Raw genomic sequence first — 18,057 nt, forward strand, 5'->3', positions numbered from 1 at the left:
GGCGTTCAGGGGTTCTACCAAAGTCAGCGACCAAGGAGCGAGTGAGCTGCTCGCTCTCGCGGTAGGCTTGTTGTGCTTCATCCAGCCGCCCTAACGCTTGGGCTACATTGCCCAGTTTTCCCATGGAAACCGACAGATCGCGCATGCGATCAGGCGACTTGCCAAAGTCAGTCATCAAGGTGCGGGTGAGCTGCTCGCTCTCGCGGTAGGCCTGTTGCGCTTCATCCAACCGTCCCATTGTTTGGGCCACATCGCCCAGTTTGTGCAGGGCAACCGCCAGATCGCGCATGCGCTCAGGCGACTTGCCAAATTCAGCGACCAAGGTGCGGGCGCGTTGGGCCGTTTCCTGTGCCATGGGCCAAGCTAGTTCGCTGTGACCGGAGGCCAAGGCTGCTTCAATGGCTTGCGCGGCATCCCACGGGGATACGGCCTGACCACGATCTTGGCCGGCTTGCCAGCGCAGCACTGCCGCAGGCAAATCGCGACTGGGAGGGCTGTGCAGGGCGGCTACTGGTGTTGAGACTGATGAGACCACTTGGACCGACGAAGGGGGCTGCTGCGCAAAGCCTTGCGTCTCTGGTGGTTCTAAATAGACCGAGGGTTGGCGGATCGTCCAAAGGTCTGGGGCCGCCTCGGCCGTTGGTTTGGTCCAATCCAGTGGCAACGCCAGAACGACGGTACGGCCGTGCTCACGGACGAGTGCAGCTCGCCGTTCATTGAGGCGGTGCAGAAATTCTCGTCTAGCCTCATCCCAGCTTGCCGCGCCGGGATGACCATCCAAGTCAAGCCACAAGGGCATGCCCACGTCAACGTGGACGCTGGCTGGGTTGATCGCAATGGGCAGTAAACACTGGATCAGATCGGTAGCTTGGCGTGCTTCAGGCCGTTGGAAGGGCCGAACCTGCGTTTGCATGAGGTCATTGGCCCGTTGGAACAGCGCCTGTTTGGCATCCCTGTCGCTACAGAAGACGAAGACAAGCCCAAATTCCTGAGCCCACTCCAAACTGCTGCGCAGCGTTTGCCAAGCCGCCTCAAGGGGCGGGAGTTTTGGGTGGTTCATCCAAGCGGTCAATCAAGGGCCAAAGCAGCGGGTGGATATCGAACCACTCTGCTCCATTGCGGTAGTTCAGGATCACGCGTGTATCAAAGAGGCGGGCCAACGTGCGCAAGGAATCGCCTCGGTCTGCCGCAATAGCGTTATGGCTGCGGGCGATGTCCGCCAGCAAAGGCCATTCGCTTTTCACGGTGAGGCGTTCGGTTTCGCCCTTGTTCTCATCCATGACCTGTTGAACCACAGGATCGTCAGCGCGCAACGGCAAACGATCCAAGGCAAACAGTGCCTTGCCGACCACGCCTGAAACCAAGCGCTGCATAAAGTGCCGAAGATCACCACCCGAGGCCTGTGCCAAGGCATCCAGTGCCGAGCTATCCAGCACCTGCGCCCAAGCCGCATAGCGCCGCTCAATCAGGCTGCGCATTTTCTCCAAACCTTCCGGACGGGGCTGGCGTCGATAGGCCGTCGGGGTGCCGTTCGCGATGGGTTTGGCATAGACCCGCACCGAAGCCAGTGCGTGGCAGGTCACGAAGTTGCGCACATCGGACAGCAGTGCCAAGTAGGGCGGTACGGAATACACGACGCTGGCACTTGGAATGCGCAGGCGGTCAAAGTCCCCAGCAAAGGTGGTGACCACGTGCTGGAACATGGCATCTTGATCGGCCCCGGACACCCCGCGTAGCCGTTCGAGCGAATCCACAATGACCACCACCCGTTCACGGCGAGTTTGCAGCCGGATGAATTCGACGATCTCACCGGCAAAGCTTTGGACCTTCTTGGTCCACTCTAGGGGGGTCGAAAGATCGCGAATCTTCTTGGCCACCGAGACCTGCTGCTCTTTGAGCTTGAGCTTGAGCCCATGGGCGGAGACTTCGCTGAGTTCGATGTCTGTTTGCAGCCATGCCGCAAAGCGCGTCCACGCGCTTGACGTCAAGAAATCTTTTTTGCACTTCTCATCCGCCCATGCCGCCAAGCCTGCGGTGACCAAGAGCAAGATGCTTTCAACCGGCACCTTTTCGGTTTCAGTGATGAAATCAAGGCTGTCAAACCGGATCACTTGAGCGTGTTCACCCAGCAGCATTTGCTCCAGCCTGCGAAGTTCCGTACTTTTGCCCGTGCCGCGTTGCCCGGTGAAGTAGAAAAGTTGGCTATCGAGGCGTGGGCGGGCCAGGATTTCTTCAAACAACGCACTGATGACATCTTCCTCAGGCGTTCCATGCAAATCGGGAACGTACCGCTGATCATCCGGAGTCATGGCGATATCCGTTTCGACCAATGCGGTGCGAAATTGTCGAAGTTGCTGTTTATCCATGGCGGCCATTGTCGTATACGGGCCAAGAGGTGGTCCACCAAGTGGGCCGTCTGCGCACCTGTTATGGTGCTCACCCACATTGACTTCACCAAATCAAGGAACTGACCATGGGACTTTTCGACGCTATCGCCTCGCAGGCCGTCGGCGCACTGACACAAGCTGCCGCGACCCATACATCCGCTGCTGCTGCACAGCCAGCGTCACCCGATCTGATGGGTGCCGTCATGGGCCTGATCGGTGGTGTGCAGGGTGGGGGTATCGCTGGGCTGGTGAGTGCTTTCCAGGCCCAAGGGCTGGGCAGCATCATCGCGTCATGGATGGGCGGTGGCGAGCATCTGCCAGTGTCGGCGCAGCAACTGCTGGCCGTGTTGGGCAACGAACAAGTGCAAGCCATCGCCCACAAATTGGGCCTGCCGCCACTGGATGCTTCGCAAGCCATGGCCAGCCTCTTGCCGTCGGTCATCAGCAGCTTGGCGCCCAGCTTGGCGGCTAACGGCACGTTGCCGGCCGGTGGCGATCTGCTCAGCCAAGGGTTGTCGATGCTGGGTGGGTTTGGCCACAAAGGCTGAGCCTTTCATCCACGCCCGAAAAACACCCCCGCCATCACCACCCCGGTGAGGATCACCACGCTGCGGACCACGGTGGTGGGGAGTTTTCGGGCTAGACGGGCACCGAAGAAGCCGCCGATGGTGGCGGCCAGCATCATGAGCAAGGCTTGGGGCCAAGCGATGGCACCTGCCCAAGCGAAGGCCATGACGGAGAGCAGGGATAGCACCAGCGAGTTGAGGTTTTTGAGGGCGTTGGCGGTGTGCAGGTCGCGCTCGCCGCTGAGGGTGTAGAGCGCCATCAGCAAGATGCCCAGCCCACCGTTGAAGTAGCCGCCGTAGATGGCCACCACCAGAAGGCCGAGCTGCCGCGCCAGCGGATGAGTGGCGCTGTTTTGACGCCGAGCAAGCAGTCGGGGTGCGATGGCAAAGAGCCCGGTGGCAAAGAGCAGTAGCCAAGGCACCACGGTGCTGAAGAGTTTGGCGGGGGTCACCAACAACGCGGCCGCACCCAGCAGGCCTCCCAACGCGCAGATCAATCCTTCTTGCACCAAGAGCCGTCGTGGCAGGCGGGCCAATTCGGCTTGGAAACCCAAGGCACTGCCCAAGTAACCGGGACTCACAGCCACCGCGCTGGTGGCGTTGGCCGTGATGGGGGCGATGCCGGTAAAAACCAAGGCTGGGAAGGTCAGAAAGCTGCCGCCTCCAGCCATGGCGTTGAGCACCCCCGCAGCGAAAGCCGCAGCCATGAGCAGTAAAACCTCCAAGATCACTCCGTGGGCTGTGCTCGGTGTTTGAGTTTGACCAACAACCGCAGCGCCGAGCCGTGGTCGAAAGCTTCGATCTTGCGCAGCAAGTCATCGACGTCCGAGCCCAGCGCTTGGCGCAGGGTGGGCGCTGCGGTGCGGATCAGCCGGTTGGCTTGGATATCGCCGGCTGTGAGCAAGTGCTCAAGCTGTTTCAACACGTCCCGAATGGGTATCCAGTTGACCTGCGGCGAGGCGCCTGGGACGAGATCAAGGGTGCTTGGGCGGGGGGCTGATGAGGTTGTTTGTGGGGATGGCGATCCTGATGATCCCAAGGGGGGCTGTGCGGCGGGGCGTGTCGAGGGCGTGGCGCTGGTCTCGATGGTGATGGCGTGTACAGCTTGAGCGAATTGGTGTTGTACCTGCTCAAAGTGAGCCAGTTGAGACAACAACACCGCCATCGGAGCTTGATCGCGAATGGCGTGGTTCAGGTCGGTGGTGATTTGATACAAATGGGTCAACGCCAAGGTGCCGGTGGCCCCTTTGAGGCTGTGGGCAACCCGTTCAGCGCTGGAGAGGTGGCCCTCGCTGAGATGGGTCCGCAGTCGTTCGGCGTCGGTGGCGTGGTGATCGACGTAGAGACGCAGCAACGCCGCGTAGCGCTCAGGTTTCCCTCGGGTGACTTTCAGGCCTGCTTTGAGATCAATGCCGGGCAGGGTGCTGAGTTGTGCGTGCAACACGTCTGTCTCACTGAGTTGAAGCATGGTGGGAGCGGGAGGCTGCTGGGTTGGCAGGGGCTTGAGCCATGTATCGAGTGCTTTGAACAAGGCTTGCGGCTCCACCGGCTTGGCCACGTGGTCATTCATGCCGGCATCCAAGCAGTGTTGGCGATCTTCGCCAAAGGCGTTGGCGGTCATGGCCAAGATCGGGAGCTGTGCGGTGTCGGGCAGGGCCCGAATTTGCCGGGTGGCCTCCAAACCATCCATCACGGGCATTTGCATGTCCATGAAGATCAAGTCATAGCGTTCGCGTTGCACGCATTCGACCGCCATGCGACCGTTATCGGCCAGATCGACGTTCAGACCCACGCTTCGCAACAGCTCCAAGGCCACTTCTTGATTGATGAGGTTGTCCTCGCACAGCAGAACTTTGTAGCCTTTGAAGCGTTGTTCGGGCTGCGAGCCATGGCTGCTGTAGGGCAGCGTCGAAGACGACAACCAAGGCGCCAATTCGGCGTGTTGCCGAGGCAGGCTCTGGGCGCGTGCCAATCTGGCGGTGAACCAGAACGTGCTGCCTATGCCGGGTTGACTGGTGGCCCCCGCTTGACCATGCATCAACTCGGCCAAACGTTGGGTGATGGTCAATCCCAAGCCCGTGCCACCATGGCGACGGGTGGTGCGTCGGTCCACTTGCTCAAAGGGTTGGAACAAACGGCTCAGATCTTCGGCGTTGATGCCGATGCCGGAATCTTGCACTTCGAAGTGCAGCAGCGCGTCGGTTTCCGTGATTTCTAGCGAACGGACCCGCAAGGTGACATGGCCTTTTTCAGTGAACTTGATGGCGTTGCCCACGTAGTTCAGCAAGGCCTGGGTGAGTCGGGTGGTGTCGCCGCGCAGGGGGGGCAGTCCGGCTTCGATGTCGGTCAGCAGCGTGAGTTTTTTGGCCTGAGCTTTTTCCCGCACCCAACCCATCACGTCGCGCAAGACATGCTCCAGATCCATGTCTGTTTCGCTGAGTTCGAACTTGCCCGCCTCAATCTTGGAGATGTCGAGCACATCGTTGATCACGGCCATCAGGTGCAGGGCCGAGTCGTTGATCTTGCGCAGTTTCTCTTGTTGATCGGCATCGATGCTGCTGCGCTGGAGCAAGTGAGTCAGGCCCACGATCGCATTCATGGGCGTGCGAATTTCATGGCTCATGTTGGCCAGAAAACTGCTTTTGGCTTGATTGGCCGCTTCGGCAAGGGTGTTGGCCTCAACCAGTTCGCGCGTGCGCTGATTGACCAGCTTTTCCAAATGGTGGCGGTATTGCTCCAACTCGCTGGCCAGTTGTTTGCGCCGGGTCACATCTTCCTTGACCGCCACGTAGTGGGTGATGTGGCCATTGGGTTGCCGGATCGGTGCGATATGCGCCAGCTCGGAGTAAATCTCGCCACATTTGCGCCGATTGATGAACTCACCCTTCCAAATCTCACCTCGGGCCAAGGTGGCCCAGAGATCTTGGTGAACCTCTGCGGGGGTGAGCCCTGACTGAAGCAGGCGCGGATTTTGGCCGACGGCCTCTTCACGGCTGTAGCCGGTGATATCGACAAAGGCTTGATTGACATACTCGATGCTGGGATCGAGATTGGTGATGACGATGCTGCTGGGGCTTTGCTCGACCGCCAAAGAGAGCTTGCGCAATTGCTCGTCGTTGCGCCGTTGCGCCGTGATGTCGCGTGCGATGGCCATCACCCCTGTGATGTGACCTTGGGCGTCATGCAGCGGGGTTTTCAGAACTTCGAGCAAGATCTGCTGCATGTGGGCGTTTTCAACCCAAGCTTCGTAGCGGATCGATGCTGACGTTGTGACGGCTGCCTGATCATGGTTTTTCAGGAAGTCCGCCAGCGATTGATTGTTCAAATCGTCGTCTTTGCGTCCGATCAGATCACCCCGTGTCAAACCGAGGACGCGCTCAAAACTCTGGTTGCAAGAAAGGTAGCTGCCCTCGGGGTTTTTGAGCCAGATCAGGTCCGTCAGGCTTTCCACCAAAGTGTCTAGGTGGGCCCGCTCATCGTCCAAGGCCATCTGGGTGCGTTTCGCGGTACTGATGTCGAACGTGATGCCCGCACTGCGCAGCGGTTTACCGTGGTCGTCCCGCACCATGATCTTGCCGCGCACGGCCATCCAGCGCCATTGCCCTTCCGGGCCTGTGCGCCGGTAGTCGATGGCGAAGCTTGGCAGTTCGTCTCGGAGCACCTTTTCAAGGTGCGCGATGGTGGGCTCCCGGTCATCCGGGTGCAAGCTGCTCATCCAATCGGCCAAGGTGCTCTGCGTACCATCATTCGCCCCATACCCCAACAGAGATCGCAGGGTGGGGCTGCGGTACATCCGGTCCAGTCGATGGTCGTAGGTCCATGTCCCCACCCCCAAGGATCCGAGCATGTCTTCCAGTTGGCCTTCGAAGTGGGAGGGTGTCTCCGCTGCTGCGGGGGGCACGTCGTTGGATGAGCGGGTGAAGTGATGGGCGGCCATGATGCGTTAGCAGCGCAGATTGATCTCGTTATCCGGGTCGGCGTAACGGGTTGCGATGACCGTGAATGCGTCAAACAGCACGACAAAAGCATCGACGATGTCGGGATCGAAATGGCTGCCCCGATGACTGACGATGATGTCACGCGCCTTTTCGAAGGACATGGGCTCTTTGTAGACCCGACGCGAAATCAAGGCGTCGAAGACATCGGCCAACGCCATCAAACGGGCCGGAATGGGAATCGCATCGCCGGCCAAGCCATCGGGGTAGCCCTGACCGTCCCACCTTTCGTGGTGCCAGTGGGCAATTTGTTTCGCCATCATGAGAAATTCCATCGGCTGCTCGCTGTCGCGCTCAGCCATTTCGATGGCTTCAGCGCCCAAGCGGGCATGCGTCTTCATGATGACCCATTCCGAGGGGGTGAGGGGGCCGGGCTTTTGCAGAATGTGGTCAGGGATGCCGACTTTGCCGATGTCATGCAAAGGGGCCGATTTGGCCAAGCGTTCGATGTTTTTGGGGGTCAGGAGCCAAGAAAAGCGCGGGTGATCAGACAGGTGCAGGGCCAGCGCCCGCACATACGCCTGCGTCCGACGAATGTGGTTGCCGGTATCGGAGTCGCGGGTTTCGGCCAAGCGGGCCAACGCATGGATGCTCACATCTTGGATGCGGCGGTTTTCGTCCATGCGTGCGGCCACTTCCGCTTCAAGCAAGGCATTTTTGTTGTGCAACCAGTCGCGGGCTTCTTTGAGGTCCAGTTGGGCCTTGACCCGTGCTTGCACGATGGGGGGTCGGATCGGTTTGGTGATGTAGTCCACCGCGCCCAGATCAAAGCCGCGTTGCTCGTCTTCGGTGGCATTCATGGCCGTCACAAAGATGACCGGAATGTCTGTGGTGGCAGCTTGGGAGCGTAGACGGCCAAGGACGGTGTAGCCATCCATGTCCGGCATCATCACATCCAGCAAGATCAAGTCCGGCTGGGGATCTGCGATGGCCAACTCCAAGGCACGGGCGCCTGAGTTGGCGACTTTGACCCGGTACAGCGGGGCAAGTAATTCGCCGAGCACAGCGAGATTTTCGGGGGTGTCATCCACCAACAAAATGGTAAGACGGGGACCTTCAGCAGCGAATGACGTCATCATGACGTGGGATTGTGGCCCATGCCGTCATGGCTAGGCATGAGCCATGCGTGCTTGAATGCTTCTTTGCACCAGTCCGATATGCGACTTCAGTGAATAAAACGCTGCTCTATTCCAAGACGGCATAGCGATTTCTGCCAATTGGTCTTCAAGACGGCGGGTTTTTTCGAGAAGATCTTCCAGTGCGGATCGGGGCAGAAGCTGATCGCTGGGGGTGGTGTTGAGTGTGTTGTCGATGGCATTGAGGACTTGGTAGCTTCTGTAGATGCGCCAACGCACCTCCAAGACGTAGATTTTTGGGCCGAACTTCAACAAAGGAACGACCACCAAAGCGATGGAAATCATGGCCAAGCCCATTCGGTCCATGAAAGTCGCCGCCCAGAAAGGTAGCCAGCGCTCCCAACGTGAGGGGCCATGACGGTAGACGTAGGCCGCGTCATCATCAAGGGGAAATTCACTGGTGCCAGGGTTAGGGAACTCTCCGCGTCGTTGAAACCAATCGGGGCCAGCGTGGATTTTTTGGGCTTCACGCACCAGCAAAGCTTGCAAGGCGGGATGCAAATCATTGCGCACCAGCAGTGATGCCGTGACGGCAATCAGATGCATTTCTTGGGGCGGAAGCTGTTGTTGCAGGTCGATCAACCCTGGGGGTATGGTGATCGGGACGATTTGTGGCAAACGACGTGAATAGGTTTCAGCATGGGCGAAGTCGAGGAGTCCGATACCGGGTGTATGGAGCAACTGCTGCACCAAAGGCGAGTTCTGATTTGACGCAAAGGCCATGGCATCGAGCTCACCCGCTTGAAGTCGGCGAGCAGCTTCTTCTTGTTTGAGCATCGAGATGTGCGGGTCTTTAGGATCCAAACCGCTGATGTCGAGCAAGCGCAGCATGAGGTTCCGTACGCCACTGCCTGGTGCGCCAATATTGAGTCGCCAGCCTTGAAGCTGGGTGATCAGGTTCAATTGAGTTTTGCCATGCACACGGTGGGCGGTGTCTTGGCGATAAAACACCCACAGAGGCTGCAAGAAAATGTTGCCTAGGCTGGTGATGTGTTGCAAGTTGGCGGTGTTGTCCGGATCACGCCCGCCGTTTTGAGCCAAGGCTGCATCGACTTGGCCAGCAGCCAGTAGGGCGATGTTTTCGGCGGAGCCTTCCGACGGGTGCAAAACGGTCTGGACCCCATCATTTGCCAACTGTGTGACGTAGCGTTGGCCGAAGATATGAAAAGCGGCCCCCGGTGCTCCCGTGGCTAAGCGCAGTTGCTTGGGCGGTATGGGATCAAGGATGAGCAAGAGGCCAACAAGTAAAAGTAGCAGGCCCAAGATCATGGGCAGCAAGGTTTGGAGGTATTTACGCATCACATCAACCCTGTTCTTAGGCTTGCGCAAGTGCTGGGGCTTGAGCTTGGGCCTGAGACGCTTGGATGTTTTTCTGCACCAAAGCGATGTGTGCACGCAAGGCATAGAGCGCTGCACTGTTCCACGAAGGCATCTCGATCATGGCCACACGTGCATCCAAGGCGTTCAGGCGCTGCATGAGCTCGTCGGGGGGTGTTTTGCCAGACACCAGTTCGTCGTCAATGGTTTGAAGTTTTCTGTACCAGCGAAAGATGCGCCAGCGTACTTGCAAGACGTAGATCGGTGGGATGCCTCGCATCAGCGGCATCACGATGATCACGATCGACAGCACAGCCAGCCACATCCGGTCGATCAAGTTTGCGGCCCAAAACGGCAACAGATGCTGCAGTCTGGGTGGCCCGTTGCGATAGAACTGAGCGGCTTCGCTATCGAGGGGGAAGTCGTCCGTTTCTGCTTTGGGGAATTCGTTGCGTTGTTGAACCCAGCTTGGAGGACTGTGGATGTGCTGGGCTGCTTGTGCGAGGAGTACTTGCAGGGCCGGGTGAGTATCGTCATGCACCAGCAAAGATCCTGTGGTGGCGATCAGGGGAATGTCATGAGAGGGTATATCACCATGTAAGTCGGCAATACCTCTGGGCAGCATCACGGCCCGCAGTTGAGGTATTTGACGAGCGTAGGCGGAAGCTTGTGAAAACTCGAACAAGCGGATGTTTGGGTCGGTCAGTAGATGTTGCACCAGCGGCAATTCCGGGATGGCCGTAAAGCCGATGGCATCCACTTGGCCGGCCAGCAAGTAGGCCGCTGCGGGACCGTACTCTTCTGCGCTTGCTTGAAAATCGGAGGCCTTCAAGCCCGCGCCCATCTTGAATACTTCGAGCAGGATTTCTCGCGAGGCACCCCCCATATGCCCGATGTTGAAACGCCAGCCCTTGAAATCACGCAGATCCTTCAGGGTGTCGGGGTGATTGCCTTGGTGGAGTTGGTGGAGGCCGAGGTTGTGGTGATAGCGCCGGGCCGCATCAGCGCGGTAGAAAATCCATAGGGGTTGGACCAACAAAGTGCCCAAGCTGGTGACTTCTTTTGACGCGGTCAAGAGGGGCTTGACTTCGGGTGATTCTTTGGCTGTGGGGCTGAGTGTCGAAAAGAAGGCCGCATCGACCTGATGGGTCTGAAGGAGCCGTAGATTTTCAATGGCACCTTTCGAAGGGATGAGTTCCACTTCAATGCCCACATGCTTCAATTGTTCTTGATAGCGTGGACCAAATATCTCGTGATACGACCCCGAAGTCGAGCCAGTGGCCAAGCGTAAATGCCTTGGTGGTATGGGATCAATCATCCAGAACACGAATCCAAGAAGTATCACGCCCAACGCTGCATAAGGCCCGATGATGCCCACCATGGAGCGCCAAGTTCCGTTGAACTTACCCACGAATCATCTCCTCCTTTTTTTAGGACATAGGGCCCGATCGGCGGCGGTGTTCAGGACATGCAATTCAGTTTGAGGCCCGTGCTCGAAATGACGATGGGGACGCCTTCTGCGTAGAACTCTCATCGGCTTTTTGGCGTTGCCAGATGGCCAGCCCTTGAGCATTGAGGGCGATGTCATGGCGAAGCAGCGCCGCTGCTGTGGCCTCGTTCAAGGTTGCTCCGTGGCTGCGGGCGCTGGTGATCAGGGTGTGGCGCATGCCTTGGAGGAGGTCGTTCTCTGCTTGGGTGCTGGCCAAAGTGGCGTACGCATCGGTCAAGTCCAGCAATTGCATCGCCAATCGACTGGTGTGATCCAGATGCCCCCCGACACGGCCAAAGTGCGTCAAATAGAACCAATGGGGACCGAATCCCATCATGCGTTCGATCGAGGCTTTGAGTGCTGGAGGATCGAACTGTACCGGCGTGGCACTGGGAAAGATCCATGCACTGTGGGGTCCTTGTGGACCGTCAAATTCCCGATAACTGATGCCCAACGTATCGCCACTGAACCAACCGTGCGAACGAGCATCCCACACGCAGTGGTGATGACGGGCGTGGCCCGGTGTGTCGATGAGCAGCAGGGGCCGACTACCGCCCAGCACCACCTCCATGCCATCGTGACTGGCCAAGACGCGCTCGGCCGATACCGGGACCACCGTGCCATACGTCTTCTGCACGACCTCGGCACCGTAAACGCCTTCGGCCCCAGCGATCAACGCACTGGGATCGATGAGATGGCGCACACCACGGGGATGGATCAGCACTTGGGCATGGGGAAGGTGCTGCATCAACAGGCCAACACCCCCGGCATGATCCAAGTGCACATGGGTCGGAATGACCCAATCGACCGCATCCACGCTCAGACCGACATGCTCCAGCGCCGCTAGCAATCGGGGCACGGCAGCGTTGTGTCCGGTATCGATAAAGGCTGCGCGACCTTCTTGGACGATCAGGTAAGCTGCATCAAAGCCCGGTCTTTCAAAACCAGTATCGATGGCATAAATGCCGTGGGAAAGGGGCAGGAGGAATGCGGGAAGAGGGTGATGGGTACGCATGGCGTGACATCATGCCCATAAAAAAGCCCCGCCGGTTTACCCGGCGGGGCTTTTTACTTTTCGCAAAAAGGATCAGGCCTTCTTGGCGCGCGAAGCGGTCTTGGCGCCTTGAGCAACGGTTTGAGCGGCGCTTTGAACGGCCTTGGTGGCGTTGGCGCTCAGGGTCTGGAAGTTGGCTTCAGCGGTGCTGATCGCTTGCTTGCCAGCCTTTTGGGCGTTTTCAAAGGCAGCGGTCGAAGCGGCCACGGCTTGTTGGAACATGGCCACAGCGCCTTCGCTACCCGCCGGAGCGCTCTTGGCAGCGGTTTCAACCAGCGATTGCAGCTTGGTTTGAGCTTCAGCAACTTGGGCTTCAACCAGCTTGGTCACTTCAGCTTGAGCGGTGGTGACGATGTCTTGCACTTGACGGCCGTAAGCGGTGGCCTTGTCGGCGGCCGGTTGCAGCAGGCCCGATTGCAGAGCCACAACTTCTTGCGGATCCTTGGCCGACAGCAAAGCCTTGGTGTGAGCAGCGGACTCTTCCAAGACCGAGCGAGCGGCTTCGAGGTTCAGGTTAGCCAGCTTTTCAACGTTGGCGAAAGCACGTTGGCTCATTTCGACCATAGCGGTCAGGTTGGCTTGTTGGGCGGCGGCGAATTGTTCGGGGGTCATCATGGTGGTGCTCCTGTTAAAAAGGATGCTGCAATGCAGCAATGGAGCGAAGTATAGGCGGTCTTTTGATCGATGTGCAAAAAATTTGTTGCGGTGCAGCATTTAACGTGATCAAGCACAATCCAGTCTCCTTAGTGCCACTGTTCTTCAGGAGTTGTCATGACTGTCTTGTCCTTGTCTTCCCAAAGTTTGCCGGCCTTGCAAGGGATGCTCACCACGCTGAGCCTGTGTCTGGAAAAAGCGGCCACCGATGCGGCTGTGCGCAAGTTCAATCCAGATGTGCTGCTTCAAAGTCGTTTGGCCCCGGACATGCTGCCCTTGGCCTCGCAAATTCGCATTGCGTGCGATACGGCCAAATACGGCGCTGCTCGACTCGCGGGTGTGGAGGCGCCGCGTCACGAAGATACCGAAGCAACGTTGGTGGAATTGCAAGCCCGCATCGCTTCGACCCAAGCCTTTTTGGGGGGCCTGTCGGCTGAGGCCATCGATGCGAGCGTGGGTCGCGACATCACCTTCCCGGTCGGGCGTGACCGCACACCCAAGACCATGGAGGCGGTGGCTTACTTGAATCAGTGGGTGTTGCCCAATTTCTATTTCCACGTGGTCACGGCGTATGCCTTGTTGCGCCATAACGGCGTGCCCATGGGCAAATCGGACTACCTCACGGGCGTGCTGCGCTGAGCACAACCGATCACTCGCACGGGTCCGGTCGTGGCGTGACGGTGGCATGAAGGCGTTCGTCGAGGGGGAGATCGCCGTCATTGAAGCCCACGCTATGGATGTCTTGAGGGGTAATCCCTCGTCGCATCAGATGCTGTGGGACGCCTCGGTCTGAGGCGACATGTTGTTCTCCGGCCAACAAAAGCACCGTGCTTTTGGGCTGCTGCGGTGCTTCGGCCATCAGCGTTTGGGCCATCGTGTCATCCCGCGCAATTTGGATGCGCACCATCCGTGTGACGGCTTCGGGGGGCAGGCTGCGGCAATGGCTGGTGCTGACAGCTTCGGCAATCAGGGCGTGAACTTGAGGGGTCACAAGGTTGTCAAGGCGACTCTCGTTGGCGGCGATTTTCTGTTCGGCCTTAGGAAGGTTGCCGCCCACCACAGGGATGCCCGCGCGAACCGCTGTCATCACCACCGGGCCATAGTGGGACCATGGCCAGCCGGTTTCGTGCCAGTGCAGGCGTTGCTGGACGTCAGATTCTTCAGCATCCGTGGGCAGTCCGATCGTGTTGCGTCCGCGTTCCGCCATCTCCAGCACCACGGCTTGGAGATGGTGCGTTTTGGCTTGCTGGGCGATGGTTAGCGCGACTTGGGTTTTCTGATCGATTTGGTCGTGTTGCTCGCCAAAGAGCACGAAGCGCTTGGGCGATTGCGCACAACCGCTCGCCATGACGACAAGCATCAGTCCCGTCATCACCAGCAGCGTGCGTTGCTTGAGCGATCGTGACCCATCTTCCCGGTTAGGATGCGCGCCGTTGTTGTTGATGTTGAGCAGTTCGGTCATACGACCATGATGACATTGAATATCCCCGGGCTTGAGCCTCCTGCCGTTTCTTGGCCTGATCGTGATCCAGCGGCCTTGACCCTTCAGCCCTGTCCACCTCGCAAGGGACGTTGCCAGATGGGGTCGCGCCGCTTGCGCCCGCGAGGCTCCTTGATCTACGAGGTGGGGGATCGTTGTGGCTTGATGATGTTGCTGGAAGGATTCGTGCTGGTCGAATCGGGCAACAGCGGGCATGGCGATGTGGCTTGCTTGGCCCTGCCCGGTGACTTGCTGGCGGTGGAAGCCTTGCTTGGATTGACACAGCGTGGCCGTTCTCGGGCACTGGTTCCCTGTGTGGTGGCGGAGATCCAAGGGTGTGACACGGCGGGTTGGGCCGATGTGTTGGCGCGCTCGCAAGTGACCCAACAACAACGCTTGGCCGATACGGCGCGGTTGTTGCAAGGTTCGGCCGGTGAGCGGGTTCGTCATCTGCTCACGTTGCTCTGTACCGGCAGTCCCAATCAGGGCGAAGCTTGCCGCTGCGAGCTACCTGTCTTGGCCGACATGGCCCGACTCATCAACACCGCCCCAGAGACCGTTTCCCGCGTTTTGGGGCAGTTCCGTCGCGCTGGGCTGGTGGAAAGCCTGAGCGAGCGCGAACTGAAAGTCTCGATGCGGCTGATCACCGGTGCGCCCCTGCCCGAAGGGCTGACACGCAGCCGGATCAACGATCCGCAGTGATCAATGTCAATTGTCAATTGATCAGTGATGGTGGTGTTGGTGGGCCTCATCGCCCATAGACGCCTTGGGTGCACCTGGGGCGCCGGCCATGGCCCGCACAGTGGCCTTGATGTCGATGGTTTCGCGTGTTTTGTCCTTGCCTTCGACCACCAAGGTCAGGGGCACGGTTTCACCTGTTTTGAGTCCGTGATGCAAGTCAAGCAGCATGATGTGATAGCTGCCGGGCTTGAGTTCAACCGTCTTGCCAGCGGGCAGATCGACGCCGTTGGGCACAGCGCGCATTCTCATGACGTTGTTGTCCATCGTCATTTCGTGCACTTCGACCGCTCCCGCCACGGTTGAACGAGCTTCGATCAACCGGGTATCGCTTTTGGCCGTCAGTTGCATAAAGGCGCCTGTGGCTTTTTGCTCGGCCACGGTGGCACGCACCCAAGGGTCCTTGACGCTGACCTCAGCATGGGCGGTGATTGCCATGCTGAACAAGACGGTGCTTAGCGCGCTCAAGGGGATCAGGCGAGATTTCATCAAAACTCCAAAGACTCAAGAAGAGGTGGTTTCGTTCAGCAATTCACGCACGTCGCGGGCCAGCTGATCGGCCGGCTGATCATGCCTGATGGCCAACCGAATGTGGCCCTTCAGGTCGTAGACATAGCTCAAGGCCGTGTGATCCATCGTGTAAGACGACCCTGTAGGCACTTTTTTGTAGGTGATCTTGAAGGCTTGGGCCAAGGCGGGTAGCTCAGCCAGCGGGCAACTCAGCCCGAGAAATGCGGGATCAAAAGCGGCGGTGTAGTTCTTCAGCAGCGCTGCGGTATCGCGTTCCGGGTCGAGGGTGACGAAGATCACCGCCAACTTGTCGGCATCGGGCCCCAGGATTTGCTTGACCAGCGCCGCGCGGGTGAGGGCGGTGGGGCAAACGTCGGGGCATTGCGTAAAACCAAAGAACAGCAGCACGACCTTGCCTTTGAACTCTGCCAGCGTGCGGGTTTTGCCCTCGGGATCTTGCAGGCTGAAGGCTTGAGCGTAGTTGGCTCCGGTGATGTTGAGACCGTGGAAACTTGGTTGTGCTTTTTTGGCATCACAGCCGCTCAAAAGCAGGGCCAAACTCCCCCCGAGCATCATGGCGCGACGACTGAGATCCCCGCCCAAGGATGGCTCTTGGATCGACTCAATGGACATGCGCTGCCCCTTCATCGCCTCGACGCCGGGGTGTCTGGACCCAGACCATCACTTCTTTTTCGCCGCCGCGCTCAAAGCGCAGCACGAGCGGGAAACGTGCGCCATCTTTCAGCGGTTGTTTGAGATCGAGCAGCATCACATGCACCGGTCCACCTTGTTTGAGTTCAAGCGACTGACCCGCAGGGAGGTCAAGGGCTGGGATGGCTCGCATACGCATCACATCGCCATCCATGGCCATGCGGTGAATCTCCACCGCACGCGCCACTGGGGTGCTGGCGCTGATCAGACGATCTGCCTTGTCACCGCCATTGCTGAGATGACGGATATACACGGCCACCGTTTTTTGCTCCATCACCGTGGGGGTGGCGTAGGGGTGATCGATGGTGATGTCGCCGGCCTTGAAGTCGTGGGCATGGGCCCCCGCAGCGGCCAGCAAACATGCGCCTACGGCTGCTGAGGCCAGCGCGTGTAGGTGTCGAAGGGTTGAGATTGATGAGAAAGTCATCTGGGAGTCTCCAAGGCTGCGGGCGGGACGGGGCAGACTCTAAGCGATAAGTGGGCTCAGCCAAGAAAAATACGGCGGGCTCGGGGCGCAGATCATGGAATGAAGCGTCGAGACACGACCTGCTCGACGGGGTAACCGCCCATCGTCCCTCCGCTGGCCGTGCCGGTCATGCAGGCCGCACCCATCATGCCGCCCTGAGCGCAGTCACCGTAGGCCAGACGACTGACTTGGGATGCGTTGAGGCTTTGAGTGGGGCGGTTCGGATCGATGTCAAGGGTCACGAAGGAGTTGGCGGTCGCTGCGTTCCAAACGGCTGGAAAACCGTGGTAGATCCCGTTGGTCGTGTCAGCAAAGCCGCTCGGGCTGAAGGTGTCGATGGTGTTGAGTGCGAAGCTCGAGGCGAGCAAACCCCCTGCGCCGTTGCTGACCGATGAGAGCTGATGGGTCAGCGCAATCAGCGTCATCGGCGTCGAACCATTGGCCGAGCCGGTCATCGACTCGCTGAGTGTGCCGGCCAGCCCAGAGACCGCGCGGGTGGTCGAGTTCAGCGTGAAGGTGCCGACGAAGATCGAGTCGTTCGGCTGCGTGTCGGGCTCGAAGAAACGTGCTCGCACATCAAAGGTGGTGATGACCTCCGCTGTGGCCGAGGCCGGGCCGTCGCCGCTGGCGTTACGGGCGCTCAGGCTGAAGGCATAGCCGGCGCAGCTCAATGGGCAAGTCACCGTGATGGGGCCTGATGCGGAGCTGGCGCTGAGTCCGGCGGGCACCGATGCGACGGTGTACGCCGTGATCGGGCTGCCGCCGGCATCGCTTAGCCCGGCGTAGCTGACGATCACGGTGTCATCGGTGCTGCCTAGGGTGGCTGAAACGCCTTGGGGCGCACTCGGAACGCCAAGGGTACCGGCACTCCCGCCAACGCTCAGGGTCGTGCTTACGGGCGGAGCTGCATCGTGATGGGCATCGCCAGCCTGGGTGGCCACGATCACGCAGCTGCCGGTGGCTTGGGCTGTGATCAGGCCGGTCTGGGCGTTGACCTGACAGATCAGCGGTGTCGTGGTGTTGAAACTGACTGCTAAGCCCGAACTGGCCGAGGCTGCGATGGTGGCTGAGCCATAGACGCTCAAGGATGGTGAGGGCGAAAAGCTGATCGTTTGCGCGCGGTTGACCTGCACGACCAGCGTCAGCTTGGTCACGGGGGCCGGGGCGTAGTGCGAGTTGCCGTCCTGATTGGCAACGATCTGGCAGGTGCCCAAGGTGAGGGCGGTGATGACGCCTGAGTCTCCCCCGACGCTACAGATCGCCGGCGTGAGGCTGGTGTAGCTGACCGGCAGGCCTGAGCTGGCGCTCGCCGTCAGCGTGGCGTTGCTGCCGAGTTGCAGCGTGGGCGTGGGTTGCTGGAAAGCGATGGACTGTGGCACGGCGTCCAAGGCTGGGCCGTCCCCGCCGCCGCAGCCGCTCAGCAAACTGCCGAAGGCACCCATCAGGGTCACGAGCAGTGCGGGACTTGCCCGGTTTGAGGGGCATGAGGTTCGACGAGGGTGCAAGGAAAACATGCGCTGCGGTCTCTTTCGGATCTTGTGGATCTTGTGAATC

General features: G+C 59.3%; 17 protein-coding genes. 3 read left to right on the forward strand and 14 right to left on the reverse strand.

The features are described 5' to 3' along the window. Positions 1-1,060, reverse strand: a 1,060-nt coding sequence (locus AB3X39_RS08505) for a tetratricopeptide repeat protein (protein WP_369416935.1), incomplete at its 3' end; no start/stop codon positions are given. Next, the gene (locus AB3X39_RS08510; protein ID WP_369416936.1) at positions 1,032-2,366 is read right to left on the reverse strand and encodes a hypothetical protein; all 1,335 of its coding nucleotides are present in this window, start codon (positions 2,364-2,366) and stop codon (positions 1,032-1,034) included. The genes AB3X39_RS08505 and AB3X39_RS08510, both read right to left, overlap by 29 nt. 107 nt (positions 2,367-2,473) lie before the next feature. On the opposite strand from AB3X39_RS08510, the gene AB3X39_RS08515 reads away from it, so the two are divergent. After that, positions 2,474-2,935 carry a YidB family protein gene (locus AB3X39_RS08515; RefSeq protein ID WP_369416937.1) on the forward strand — a complete coding sequence of 154 codons (462 nt, stop codon included), beginning with the start codon at positions 2,474-2,476 and terminating at the stop codon, positions 2,933-2,935. A gap of 5 nt (positions 2,936-2,940) precedes the next feature. On the opposite strand, the gene AB3X39_RS08520 is transcribed toward AB3X39_RS08515, so the two are convergent. The 7 genes from AB3X39_RS08520 to AB3X39_RS08550 all read right to left on the reverse strand — a co-directional run bounded on the left by AB3X39_RS08520 (position 2,941) and on the right by AB3X39_RS08550 (position 12,559). After that, positions 2,941-3,660: a sulfite exporter TauE/SafE family protein gene (locus AB3X39_RS08520; protein WP_369416938.1), complete on the reverse strand. Its 720-nt coding sequence runs from the start codon at positions 3,658-3,660 to the stop codon at positions 2,941-2,943. Between the two features lie 20 nt (positions 3,661-3,680). Continuing rightward, positions 3,681-6,890 carry a PAS domain S-box protein gene (locus AB3X39_RS08525; RefSeq protein ID WP_369416939.1) on the reverse strand — a complete coding sequence of 1,070 codons (3,210 nt, stop codon included), beginning with the start codon at positions 6,888-6,890 and terminating at the stop codon, positions 3,681-3,683. A gap of 6 nt (positions 6,891-6,896) precedes the next feature. Beyond that, positions 6,897-8,027, reverse strand: coding sequence for an HD domain-containing phosphohydrolase (locus tag AB3X39_RS08530; protein WP_369416940.1), 1,131 nt, complete (start codon positions 8,025-8,027; stop codon positions 6,897-6,899). A gap of 30 nt (positions 8,028-8,057) precedes the next feature. Then, positions 8,058-9,383, reverse strand: coding sequence for a TAXI family TRAP transporter solute-binding subunit (locus tag AB3X39_RS08535; protein WP_369416941.1), 1,326 nt, complete (start codon positions 9,381-9,383; stop codon positions 8,058-8,060). A gap of 16 nt (positions 9,384-9,399) precedes the next feature. Further along, a complete protein-coding gene (locus AB3X39_RS08540) occupies positions 9,400-10,782 on the reverse strand; it encodes a TAXI family TRAP transporter solute-binding subunit (protein WP_369417015.1) in 1,383 nt (460 codons plus the stop codon). A gap of 94 nt (positions 10,783-10,876) precedes the next feature. Then, positions 10,877-11,905, reverse strand: a complete 1,029-nt coding sequence (locus AB3X39_RS08545) for an MBL fold metallo-hydrolase (protein WP_369416942.1) — start codon at positions 11,903-11,905, stop codon at positions 10,877-10,879. A gap of 72 nt (positions 11,906-11,977) precedes the next feature. Next, positions 11,978-12,559 (reverse strand): phasin family protein, encoded by a 582-nt coding sequence (locus tag AB3X39_RS08550; protein ID WP_369416943.1) that lies wholly within the window; start codon positions 12,557-12,559, stop codon positions 11,978-11,980. A 156-nt stretch (positions 12,560-12,715) separates the two neighbouring features. On the opposite strand from AB3X39_RS08550, the gene AB3X39_RS08555 reads away from it, so the two are divergent. Beyond that, positions 12,716-13,237 (forward strand): DUF1993 domain-containing protein, encoded by a 522-nt coding sequence (locus AB3X39_RS08555; protein WP_369416944.1) that lies wholly within the window; start codon positions 12,716-12,718, stop codon positions 13,235-13,237. A gap of 10 nt (positions 13,238-13,247) precedes the next feature. Here AB3X39_RS08555 and AB3X39_RS08560 read toward each other — a convergent pair whose 3' ends face one another. After that, complete coding sequence (locus AB3X39_RS08560) at positions 13,248-14,060, reverse strand: ChaN family lipoprotein (protein ID WP_369416945.1); 813 nt, start codon at positions 14,058-14,060, stop codon at positions 13,248-13,250. A gap of 117 nt (positions 14,061-14,177) precedes the next feature. On the opposite strand from AB3X39_RS08560, the gene AB3X39_RS08565 reads away from it, so the two are divergent. After that, on the forward strand, positions 14,178-14,780 hold the full coding sequence (locus AB3X39_RS08565) for a Crp/Fnr family transcriptional regulator (protein WP_369416946.1): 603 nt from the start codon (positions 14,178-14,180) through the stop codon (positions 14,778-14,780). A gap of 21 nt (positions 14,781-14,801) precedes the next feature. Here the strand turns inward: AB3X39_RS08565 and AB3X39_RS08570 are convergent, their stop codons facing one another. The 4 genes from AB3X39_RS08570 to AB3X39_RS08585 form a co-directional block, all read right to left on the reverse strand. Then, positions 14,802-15,305: a copper chaperone PCu(A)C gene (locus tag AB3X39_RS08570; RefSeq protein WP_369416947.1), complete on the reverse strand. Its 504-nt coding sequence runs from the start codon at positions 15,303-15,305 to the stop codon at positions 14,802-14,804. Positions 15,306-15,320: 15 nt separating this feature from the next. Beyond that, the gene (locus AB3X39_RS08575) at positions 15,321-15,959 is read right to left on the reverse strand and encodes an SCO family protein (RefSeq protein WP_369416948.1); all 639 of its coding nucleotides are present in this window, start codon (positions 15,957-15,959) and stop codon (positions 15,321-15,323) included. After that, positions 15,949-16,464, reverse strand: coding sequence for a copper chaperone PCu(A)C (locus AB3X39_RS08580; RefSeq protein WP_369416949.1), 516 nt, complete (start codon positions 16,462-16,464; stop codon positions 15,949-15,951). Before AB3X39_RS08580 ends, AB3X39_RS08575 begins: the two co-directional genes overlap by 11 nt. A gap of 92 nt (positions 16,465-16,556) precedes the next feature. After that, the gene (locus AB3X39_RS08585) at positions 16,557-17,954 is read right to left on the reverse strand and encodes a fibronectin type III domain-containing protein (protein ID WP_369416950.1); all 1,398 of its coding nucleotides are present in this window, start codon (positions 17,952-17,954) and stop codon (positions 16,557-16,559) included. Positions 17,955-18,057 lie beyond the last annotated feature (103 nt).

The sequence above is a fragment of the Leptothrix ochracea genome, from assembly GCF_041083635.1.
In the GTDB taxonomy this organism is placed as follows: Bacteria; Pseudomonadota; Gammaproteobacteria; order Burkholderiales; family Burkholderiaceae_C; genus Sphaerotilus; species Sphaerotilus ochraceus.